The sequence below is a fragment of the Luteimonas huabeiensis HB2 genome, assembly GCF_000559025.1.
In the GTDB taxonomy this organism is placed as follows: Bacteria; Pseudomonadota; Gammaproteobacteria; order Xanthomonadales; family Xanthomonadaceae; genus Luteimonas; species Luteimonas huabeiensis.
On record NZ_JAAN01000014.1, the window covers coordinates 331,120 to 340,484 of the forward strand.

General features: G+C 73.5%; 12 protein-coding genes. 2 read left to right on the forward strand and 10 right to left on the reverse strand.

Features of this window, described 5'->3' with window-relative positions; translation table 11 throughout:
• Positions 1-78 precede the first annotated feature (78 nt).
• The 7 genes from hpf to Z164_RS0105545 all read right to left on the reverse strand — a co-directional run bounded on the left by hpf (position 79) and on the right by Z164_RS0105545 (position 5,484).
• Positions 79-405 (reverse strand): ribosome hibernation-promoting factor, HPF/YfiA family, encoded by a 327-nt coding sequence (gene hpf / locus Z164_RS0105515; protein ID WP_024889733.1) that lies wholly within the window; start codon positions 403-405, stop codon positions 79-81.
• A gap of 196 nt (positions 406-601) precedes the next feature.
• Positions 602-2,023, reverse strand: coding sequence for an RNA polymerase factor sigma-54 (locus Z164_RS0105520; protein WP_024889734.1), 1,422 nt, complete (start codon positions 2,021-2,023; stop codon positions 602-604).
• 101 nt (positions 2,024-2,124) lie between these two features.
• Positions 2,125-2,844 carry an LPS export ABC transporter ATP-binding protein gene (gene lptB / locus Z164_RS0105525; RefSeq protein ID WP_024889735.1) on the reverse strand — a complete coding sequence of 240 codons (720 nt, stop codon included), beginning with the start codon at positions 2,842-2,844 and terminating at the stop codon, positions 2,125-2,127.
• A complete protein-coding gene (gene lptA / locus Z164_RS0105530) occupies positions 2,844-3,368 on the reverse strand; it encodes a lipopolysaccharide transport periplasmic protein LptA (RefSeq protein WP_043689327.1) in 525 nt (174 codons plus the stop codon). The genes lptB and lptA overlap by 1 nt, the downstream gene beginning before the upstream one ends.
• Positions 3,349-3,909, reverse strand: coding sequence for an LPS export ABC transporter periplasmic protein LptC (gene lptC / locus Z164_RS0105535; protein ID WP_024889737.1), 561 nt, complete (start codon positions 3,907-3,909; stop codon positions 3,349-3,351). Before lptC ends, lptA begins: the two co-directional genes overlap by 20 nt.
• A complete protein-coding gene (locus Z164_RS0105540) occupies positions 3,906-4,466 on the reverse strand; it encodes a KdsC family phosphatase (protein ID WP_024889738.1) in 561 nt (186 codons plus the stop codon). Before Z164_RS0105540 ends, lptC begins: the two co-directional genes overlap by 4 nt.
• Positions 4,467-4,476: 10 nt before the next feature.
• Positions 4,477-5,484, reverse strand: a complete 1,008-nt coding sequence (locus Z164_RS0105545) for a KpsF/GutQ family sugar-phosphate isomerase (protein WP_024889739.1) — start codon at positions 5,482-5,484, stop codon at positions 4,477-4,479.
• Between the two features lie 138 nt (positions 5,485-5,622).
• On the opposite strand from Z164_RS0105545, the gene Z164_RS0105550 reads away from it, so the two are divergent.
• Positions 5,623-5,856: a BolA family protein gene (locus Z164_RS0105550; RefSeq protein ID WP_024889740.1), complete on the forward strand. Its 234-nt coding sequence runs from the start codon at positions 5,623-5,625 to the stop codon at positions 5,854-5,856.
• 56 nt (positions 5,857-5,912) lie between these two features.
• A complete protein-coding gene (gene murA, locus Z164_RS0105555) occupies positions 5,913-7,169 on the forward strand; it encodes a UDP-N-acetylglucosamine 1-carboxyvinyltransferase (protein WP_024889741.1) in 1,257 nt (418 codons plus the stop codon).
• A 37-nt stretch (positions 7,170-7,206) separates the two neighbouring features.
• On the opposite strand, the gene Z164_RS0105560 is transcribed toward murA, so the two are convergent.
• From Z164_RS0105560 to purN, 3 genes are read right to left on the reverse strand one after another with little or no spacing between them, the layout of a single operon-like run.
• Positions 7,207-7,953, reverse strand: coding sequence for a DUF3108 domain-containing protein (locus tag Z164_RS0105560; protein ID WP_081770081.1), 747 nt, complete (start codon positions 7,951-7,953; stop codon positions 7,207-7,209).
• Positions 7,954-7,955: 2 nt separating this feature from the next.
• Positions 7,956-8,669 carry a DUF3108 domain-containing protein gene (locus tag Z164_RS0105565; protein ID WP_024889743.1) on the reverse strand — a complete coding sequence of 238 codons (714 nt, stop codon included), beginning with the start codon at positions 8,667-8,669 and terminating at the stop codon, positions 7,956-7,958.
• 10 nt (positions 8,670-8,679) lie between these two features.
• Positions 8,680-9,363 carry a phosphoribosylglycinamide formyltransferase gene (gene purN / locus Z164_RS0105570; RefSeq protein WP_024889744.1) on the reverse strand — a complete coding sequence of 228 codons (684 nt, stop codon included), beginning with the start codon at positions 9,361-9,363 and terminating at the stop codon, positions 8,680-8,682.
• Positions 9,364-9,365: the final 2 nt, after the last annotated feature.

The window sequence follows — 9,365 nt, forward strand, 5'->3', positions numbered from 1 at the left end:
TCGGGGTCGGCTGTAATCCTCCCGCCGCAGCGGCCGGATGCGGGGCGCCGCCCGCTGGGGGCGGGCGGCGCGTGCGGGTCAGCCGAAACTGGCGCTGCGCGCCGGGTTCTCGCCGCGGTGGTGGTCGACCATCTTGCTCTTCTGCTTGACCAGCAGGCGGTCGAGCTTGTCGGCCAGCAGGTCGATCGCGGCGTACATGTCGACCCCGCCGGCGTCGGCGTGCAGGGTGCGCCCGGGCAGGGTCACGGTGCCCTCCGCCTTGTGGTGCGGCTTGTCGATGCTGAGCTGGACCCGGAGCTCGCAGGGCCGGTCGAAATGCCTGGCCAGGCGCTCCATCTTGGTCTCGACGTAGTCGCGCAGGGCAGGGGTGACCTCGATCTGATGGCCGTGGGTCTCGATGCGCATCGGCATGGCTCCTCTTTCCGTCGTGTGGTGGTCAACGGTTCCAGCATCGCCCGGATCGCGGGTGAGATGGTTGAAAAGCGGTTAAACGCGTCCGGGCGAAGCGTCGCGGTCCTGGTGGGCCGCGCAGGGTATGACCCGGGCGGCGCCGGGAGGTTCAACGCGCCGGCGGCGCACGCGTTCCCGCAGCGCTGGACCGTCAGTCCAGGCGCACGCGTTCCTGCGAGGACGGGATGTTCAGGGCCTCGCGGTACTTGGCGACCGTGCGCCGGGCGACCGGAACCCCGGCGGCCTTGAGTTCGTCGGCGAGGCGGGCGTCGGAGAGCGGACGGCGCGGGTTCTCGGCCTCGACCAGGCTGCGGATCATCTGCTGGATCGCGGTGCTGGAGGCCTGGCCGCCGGCCTCGGTGCCGATCCCGGACGCGAAGAACGCGCGCAGCGGCAGGGTGCCGCGCGGGGTCAGCGCGTACTTGCGCGCCACCGCCCGCGAGACGGTGGACTCGTGCATGCCGATCTCGGCGGCCACTTCGCGCAGGGTCAGCGGGCGCAGGGCCTGCGGCCCGAACTCGAGGAAACCCGATTGCTGCCGGGCCAGGCAGCGCACCACCTTCAGCAGGGTCTCGCCGCGCGCCTGCACGTTGCGCAGCAGCCAGCGCGCCTCCTGCAGGCGGCCGCGCAGGTAGCCCGCATCGGCCTCGCTGGCGTGGCGGATCATGCGCTCGTAGCCGCGGTGGATGGTCAGCCGCGAGTGCGGACCGCCGACCAGGGAGACCTTCCACACGCCGCCGCGGCGCTCGATCGCGCAGTCCGGGGCGACGTAGGCGTCGTGGTCGATGCCGCCGATGCGCGCGCCCGGGCGCGGGTCCAGCGAACGCAGCAGGCGCAGCGCGGTGCCGGCCTCGCGATCGTCGCAGCCCAGCGCCTCGGCCAGCCCGCCGGCGCCCAGGCGCGGCAGCGCATGGATCAGCTCGCAGGCGATGCGCAGCGCCTGCGCGCGGCCGGCGGTGTCCTCGGGCAGCGCCTGCAGCTGTATCGCCAGGCACTCGCCGAGATCGCGTGCGCCGACGCCGACCGGGTCGAAGCGCTGGACCTGGCGCAGTACCGCCAGCAGCTCGTCGTCGCCGCAGCGATCCCCGGCCGGCAGCGCCGCGGCGACGTCCCGGAACGATGCGCGCAGGTAGCCGTCGTCGTCGATGGCGTCGATGATCGCCTCGCCGATGCGGCGGTCGCGCGGCGAAAGCGTGGCCAGGTGCAGTTGCCAGGTCAGGTGGCCGCGCAGGCTCTGCGTTTCGGCGATCCGCTCGGCGAGATCCAGGCCGTCGTCGTCGGCGCCATGGCCGGCGGACGCGGCGGGCCAGCCGTCGTCCAGCCCGTCCCAGCGCGACGCATCCTCTGCCGGCGCGTCGTCGCGCGCGGCGTCCGGCCCGGCGGCCTCGTCGCCGGAGGCGTGCACGCCCACCGCGTCCTCGGGCAGCCAGTCCAGCAGCGGATTGCTCTCCACCGCCGCGGCGATCTCCGCTTCCAGCTCCAGCGAGGACAGCTGCAGCAGGTGCAGGGCCTGGCGCAGCTGCGGCGTCAGCACCAGGTGTTGCCCGAGCGATGTCTGCAGGCTTGGCTTCATCGTCCCCTACCGCACCGGCGGAGGCGCCGGTCGGCCGGGAGTGTGCCATGCTCCGGTGCGGTGGTCCGCGCGCGGCGCGGGCCGTTCCGGAGTCCACGGCGCTACAGCCGGAACGCGTCTCCGAGGTAGACCCGACGCACGTCGGGATCGGCCAGCAGCGCGTCCGGAGCCCCCTGCGCGAGCACGCTGCCTTCGGCGAGGATATACGCCCGGTCGCAGATGCCCAAGGTCTCGCGCACGTTGTGGTCGGTGATCAGCACGCCGATGCCGCGGTTCTTGAGGTGGCGGATGATGCGCTGGATCTCGCCCACGGAGATCGGATCGACGCCGGCGAAGGGCTCGTCGAGCAGCATCAGGCGCGGCTTCGCGGCCAGGGCGCGGGAGATCTCGACCCGGCGCCGCTCGCCGCCCGACAGGCTGGCGCCGATCTGGTCGGCCACGTGCGAGATCTGCAGTTCCTCCATCAGCGAGGCGAGCTCGCGCTCGCGCCCGGCGCGGTCGAGATCCTCGCGCAGCTCCAGCACCAGGCGGATGTTGTCGGCCACGCTCAGCTTGCGGAACACCGACGGTTCCTGCGGCAGGTAGCCCACGCCCAGGCGCGCGCGCCGGTACATCGGCTCGGCGGTGATGTCCCGCCCGTCGAGCACGATGCGGCCCTCGTCGGCCGGCACCAGGCCGACGATCATGTAGAAGCAGGTGGTCTTGCCCGCGCCGTTGGGCCCGAGCAGGCCCACGACCTCGCCCGCGTCGAGCGTCAGCCCGAACTCGCGCACGACCTCGCGCTGGCGGTAGCGCTTGCGCAGTCCCTCGGCGACCAGCATCAGTCGCCGCCCTGGCGGTTGCGGGGATTGATCCGCATCTGCACGCGGCCGGCGTTCTGGCCGCCGCTCTCGATGTGGCCGGTGGCCATGTTGTAGACGATGCGCTGCCCGGCCATGGTGCCGCGCGGCTGCTCGATGTAGGCGTCGCCGGTCAGGGTGACGATGTCGGTGACCAGGTCGTAGTCGACGGTCCGGGCGCGGGCGTGCATCGGCTGGCCGTCGTCCATTTCCTGGCGCAGCTGCACGGGGCGGCCGGTGAGAACCGCGCGGCGGATCTCGCCGTCGCGCAGGTGGATCTCGGCGCGGTCGGACTGGATGTGCAGGGTGCCCTGGGTGATCACCACGCCCTGCGACAGCACCGTGGGCGCGCGCTCGTCCAGCGAGCCTTCCTGGTGGCCGGCGTCGATGTCCATGGGCTGGTCGCGATCGGACTTGCGCGCGTGCGCGGCCAGCGGCAGCAGCAGCGCGGCGAGCACCAGCGCGCACCGGGGCAGGAGGTTCCTTCTAGCGGCGCCTGGGCTCATAGCGTTGTTTCACCTCGGAGAAGAACTGGTAGCGCTTGCTGGAGAGGTCCACTTCCAGGCCGCGACCGGTGATTCTAGAGCCGGGCTGCTGGACGGTCACCAAATCCTCGCTGCGGGCCAGGTTCGGGTCGGGGAGGATGGTCATGGACTCCGTGGTCAGCAGCACGTCGCGTCCGCCTTCCTCGGGGCTGGTCATGCGCACGTCGCCTTCCAGGCGCAACTCGTCGTGGCCGGCGCTGACCCAGCCGCTGCGCGCGCGCGCCTGCCAGTGGCCGCCTTCGCGCTCGGGGACCAGGAACAGCGGGGTCCGGATCGAGATCGTCCGGTCGCTGGGGTGCTGCTCCAGCAGCGGCGCGCGCAGGGTGAAGGACTCCTGGCCCTCGGCGTTGAGCGCGACCATCTCGAAGTCGCGCAGCACGTAGTCCGAGCGGCCCGGCGCGGCCGCCGCCGCCGGCGCGGTGCCGCGCTGCAGCCAGGCCGACCAGCCGGTCGCGATCGCCGCGGCCAGCAGCACCAGGGTGAGGACGAGGCGCCAGTTCATTGCGCGTCTCCGGGCAGCAGGTCGCCGAGGCGGTCCTGCGCGGTCAGCAGCAGGTCGCACAGCTCGCGCACCGCGCCGGCGCCGCCGGGGGCGCGGCTGCGGAAATGCGCGTGGCGCGCGGTCCAGGGGTGGGCGTCGGCCGGCGCCGCGGCCAGCCCGGCCGCGCGCATGGCGGCCAGGTCGGGCAGGTCGTCGCCCATCGCCGCCACCGCTTCCCAGCCCAGGCCCAGCCCCGTGCGCAGCGCATCGATGCAGGCCCGCTTGTCGCGCACGCCCACGTGCACCGCCACGCCCAGCTCCGCGCCGCGGCGCTCCACCGCCGGGCTCAGGCGCGCGGTGACCAGCGCGACCTCGATGCCGGCGCGGCGCAGCAGCGCCAGGCCCTGGCCATCGTGGACGTGGAAGGCCTTGGCCTCGACGCCGGCGCTGTCGTAGAGCAGGCGGCCGTCGGTCAGGGTGCCGTCCACGTCCAGGCAGACCAGGCGGATCGCCGCGGCCCGCGCGAGCAGGTCCGCCGGCCAGGGCGCGACGGCAGGGGCGGGAGGGGGCGGGGTCATCGGCCGGTCCCTATACCACGCGCGCGCGCAGCAGGTCGTGGACGTTCAGCGCGCCCACCACCCGCCGCTCGGCATCGAGCACCAGCAGCGCGCTGATCTTGTGGGTCTCCATCAGTCGCGCGGCCTCGGCGGCCAGCGCATCGGCGCCGATGGTGATCGGCGAACGGGTCATCACCTCGGCGATGCGGGTGGCGCGGATGTCGATGCGCTCGTCGGCCAGGGTGCGGCGCACGTCGCCGTCGGTGAACAGCCCGGCCAGGCGGCCGTCGGCATCCACCACCGCGGTCATGCCCAGCCGCTTGCGGCTCATTTCCAGCAGCACGTCGCCGAGGGTGGCGTCGATGCCGACGCTCGGGATCTCCTCGCCCACGTGCATGACGTCGGCGATGTGCAGCAACAGGCGCCGGCCCAGCGCGCCGGCCGGGTGCGAACGGGCGAAGTCGTCGGCGGTGAAGCCGCGCGCCTCCAGCAGCGCCACCGCCAGCGCGTCGCCCATCGCCAGCGAGGCGGTGGTGCTGGAGGTGGGCGCCAGGTGTAGCGGGCAGGCTTCGGCGGGCACGCTGACGTCCAGGTGCACGTCGGCCGCGCGCGCCAGCGTCGAGCGTTCGCGCCCGGTCATGGCGATCAACGGGTTGCCCTGGCGCTTGAACACCGGCAGCAGGGTGAGGATCTCCTCCGATTCGCCGGAGTAGGACAGCGCCAGCACCGCGTCGGCGTCGGTGATCATGCCGAGGTCGCCGTGGCCGGCCTCGCCCGGGTGGACGAAGAACGCCGGCGTGCCGGTGGAGGCGAGGGTGGCGGCGATCTTGCGCGCGATGTGGCCGGACTTGCCCATGCCGGTGCAGACCACCCGGCCGCGACAGGCCATGAGCAGGCGGCAGGCGGCGGAGAACGCGCCGTCGATGCGCGCGCCGACCGCGGCCAGGGCGCGCGTCTCGATCTCGATCGCGCGCCGCCCGCTGGCGGCGAAGTCGTGGCCGGCGGCATCGCAGGCGGGCGCTGTTGCATCGACGGCCATTTCTCGGCGGGACCCTTTCCGTTAGGCTAAGCGGCTCATTTTATGCGTTCCGGGCGTCGAAGGGCCCGGCGCGGCGCCCGCCGGGCTTCCCGGCTCAGGCGAGCTTAATCCAACTTGATCCAGCAGGAGCCGCCGGTCTTGGACGCGCGCACCATCGAGAATCTGATCCGCCAGGGGCTGCCGGACGCGCAGGTCGTGGACGTCCAGGGCGACGACGGCGTCCACTTCGAGGCGCTGGTGGTCAGCGAATCGTTCCGCGGCAAGCTGCCGCTGGCCCGCCACCGCATGGTCTACGCCACCCTGGGCGGGCTGATGGGCGGCGAGATCCACGCGCTCGCGCTGCGCACGCTGACCCCCGACGAGCGGCGCTGAGCCGCCGGCCGCGCGCCGCCCGCCTTTCCCCACCGCATCCTCCAGGCGCCAACGCCATGCAGAAAATCGTCGTCAACGGCGGCGCCCCGCTCGAGGGCGAGGTCGTCATCTCCGGGGCCAAGAACGCGGTACTGCCGATCCTGTGCGGCGCGCTGCTGGCCGACGGCCCGGTCGAGATCGCCAACGTCCCCGATCTGGACGACGTCTCCACCACCGCGCGGCTGCTGCGCGAGCTGGGCGCGCAGATCGAGCGCGACACCGCCGCGGGCCGCTTCGCGATCGACGCGCGCGAGGCGCGCGGCCACGTCGCCCCCTACGACCTGGTGCGCACCATGCGCGCCTCGGTGCTGGTGCTGGGCCCGCTGCTGGCCCGCCACGGCGCGGCCGAGGTCTCGCTGCCCGGCGGCTGCGCGATCGGGTCGCGGCCGGTGGACCTGCACATCCACGCGATGCAGGCGCTGGGCGCCGAGGTCGAGGTGGAGCACGGCTACATCAAGGCGCGCGGGCGCCTGCGCGGCGGCCGGATCGAGTTCCCGGCGGTCAGCGTCGGCGCCACCGAGAACGCGCTGATGGCGGCCACGCTGGCCTCCGGCACCACGGTGATCGACAACGCCGCCCGCGAGCCGGAGATCGTCGACCTGGCCGAGTGCCTGGTCGCGCTCGGCGCCGACATCGAGGGCGCGGGCGAGGCCCGGATCGTGGTGCGCGGGGTCGAGCGGCTGCAGGGCGGGCGCCATTCGGTGCTGCCCGACCGCATCGAGACCGGCACCTTCCTGGTCGCCGCGGCGATGACCGGCGGCCGCGTGGTGGCCACGCGCGCGCGCGCCGATACCCAGCAGGCGGTGCTCGACAAGCTGGCCGAGGCCGGTGCCGACGTCTCGGTGGAGGGCGATGCGATCGCGGTGGACATGCGCGGGCGCCGGCCGCGTGCGGTGGACATCGTCACCGAGCCCTATCCCGGCTTTCCCACCGACATGCAGGCGCAGTTCATGGCGCTCAACTGCATCGCCGAGGGCACCGGCACCATCGACGAGCGGATCTTCGAGAACCGCTTCATGCACGTCAACGAGCTGCTGCGCCTGGGCGCCGACATCCACATCGAGGGGCATCGCGCCACCGTGCGCGGGGTGGAGCGGCTCAGCGGCGCGCCGGTGATGGCGACCGACCTGCGCGCCTCGGCCTCGCTGATCCTGGCCGGGCTGGTGGCCGAGGGCGAGACGGTCATCGACCGCATCTACCATCTGGACCGCGGCTACGAGCGCATCGAGCGCAAGCTCTCGGGCCTGGGCGCGCGGATCCAGCGGATCGGCTGAACCCGCGCGGCGGCGCCCGGGCGCGCGCCGGCGCCTTCTACGAGCGGTCGATCGACTGCAACTGCAGGTCGATATGGTCGCGGCCGTTGCGGCGCTGCAGGATGCGCGCGGGCACGGGCAGGCCGTCCACGATCCATGCGGTGATCTGGCGGCGGCCGTCGTCGCGCATGACCTTGGTGGCCTGGTGCGTCTGCCCGCCGACGGTGATCTGCTCCTTGCCCTGCACGGTGAAGTTCTGCTCGCGGGCGCGGCCGTCGTCGACCAGGCGGTAGTTCAGCGGCCGGCCGGCGGCCACGTCCCGCACCAGCACCAGGTTCATCAGCATGCCGTCCAGATCGCCATCGCGCAGCACGACCGGACCGGCCTTGTCGGCATCGACGTCGCCGCTCCAGCGCGCCTCGCGCTTCGACCAGTCGTAGGTGGCCTCGACGCTCTGGCGCTTGACCAGCATCGCGGCCACGCCGGATTCGCCGGCCTGCGAGTCGGTGCTCGACAGCGGGCGGTAGCCGTTGCCGTGGCGCTCGAAGGTGGTGCTCTGCGCCAGCCGCGCGCCCATGCCGGCCACTTCCAGGCTGTAGGTCCAGCGGTTGTCGCCGGCCGGGGCCAGGCGCATGGTGCCGTCGGCCTGCATGCCCATGAAGTTGGCGCGGTACTGCGCGGTGAAGGGCTCGAACGCCCAGCAGGCGCCGGTCGCGGCCAGCGCCAGGGCGGCGACGGCCGCGCGCAGGCCCCAGCGGCGTGCGGGCGAGGAGGGGTTCGCGGTCTGGGTGGAGCGGATCGTCATCGTCATGGGACTCCCTGGTATTCGGTCAGGCGCAGGTCGATGCCGTCCTCGCCTTCGTCGAGCTGGAGGATGCGCACCGGCGTCGGCACGCCGTCGGCGATCCACACGATCATCTCATCGCGGCCATCCTGCACCCGTGAAACGCGCAGCGCGTTGTAGCTGAGCTCGCCGACCTCGACGATCTCCGGTTCCGGCGCCACCTGGTAGACGTGGTCGCGCGCGCGGCCGCCATCGACGAAGCGGTAGCGCAGGGTGGCGCCGGGCCGGGCGTCGCGGACGATGGCGAGGTTGATCAGCAGCGCGCTCATGTCGCCGTCCTGCAGCGGCACCGGGTCCCGGCGCCGCTTGCTGATGTCGCCCGTCCACTGCGCGCTGCGCGCCTGCCAGTCGTAGATGCCGGTGGCGCGGCGGGTGAACACCAGCGCCTTGCGCAGCGTCTCCTGCCGCAGCGGGCGGAAATCCGCGCCCTGCACGTCGAACTCGGTGCTCTGGTCGATGTTCACCCGCGCCAGGCCGGCGAAGCCGTGGCGGCCGCGGATGCCCAGGCCGACCTTCCATTGCGCCGCGTCCAGCCGCTCCACCCGCATGGTGGCGTCGCCGGCGTGCTTGCCGCGGTACCAGGCCTCGTAGCTGGCCACGAACGGCGCCAGCTCCGCCGCGTGCGCGGCGGGCAGCAGTCCGGTGAGCAGCGCGCACAGCAGGAAGAAGGCTTTCATGAGGTCGCCATCATGCGAAGCGGTTGTTGGCTCCCAGCTGAAGCGGCGCCGGCAGCGGGCGGCCGTCGGATTCGATGCCGCCGGCGGTCAGGCGGATGCGCCCGGCGGCGAGCCGCCGTACCGTCTCCACCAGCAGCGGGTGCTCGCGCGCGAGCACCCGTGCGGCCAGCGCGGCCTCGTCGTCGCCGGGCAGCACCGGCACCGCGGCCTGGGCGATCACCGGCCCGCCGTCGAGGTCGGGGGTGACGAAGTGGACGCTGGCGCCATGGGTCGCGACGCCGGCCGCCAGCGCCTGGCGGTGGGTGCGCAAGCCCTTGAAGGCGGGCAGCAGCGAGGGGTGGATGTTGATGGTGCGCGCGCTGCGCGGGGCGACCGCCGCGGCGTCGATCAGGCGCATGTAGCCGGCGCACACGATCAGGTCCGGGGCGAGCGCGTCCACCGCCTCGAACAGCGCCGCGTCGAAGGCCGCGCGCGAGGCGTGATCGGCGGGCGACAGCGCGCGGGCCGGGACGCCCGCGGCGCGGGCGCGGGCCAGCGCCTGCGCATCGGGGCGGTCGGACAGCACGCCGGCGATCTCGGCCGCCAGCGTACCGGTGGCGATCGCGTCCAGCAGCGCCTGCAGGTTGCTGCCGCGCCCGGAGGCGAGCACGGCGATGCGGCAGCGGCGGCCGGCGGCCGGAGGCGGGGCGGACAAGC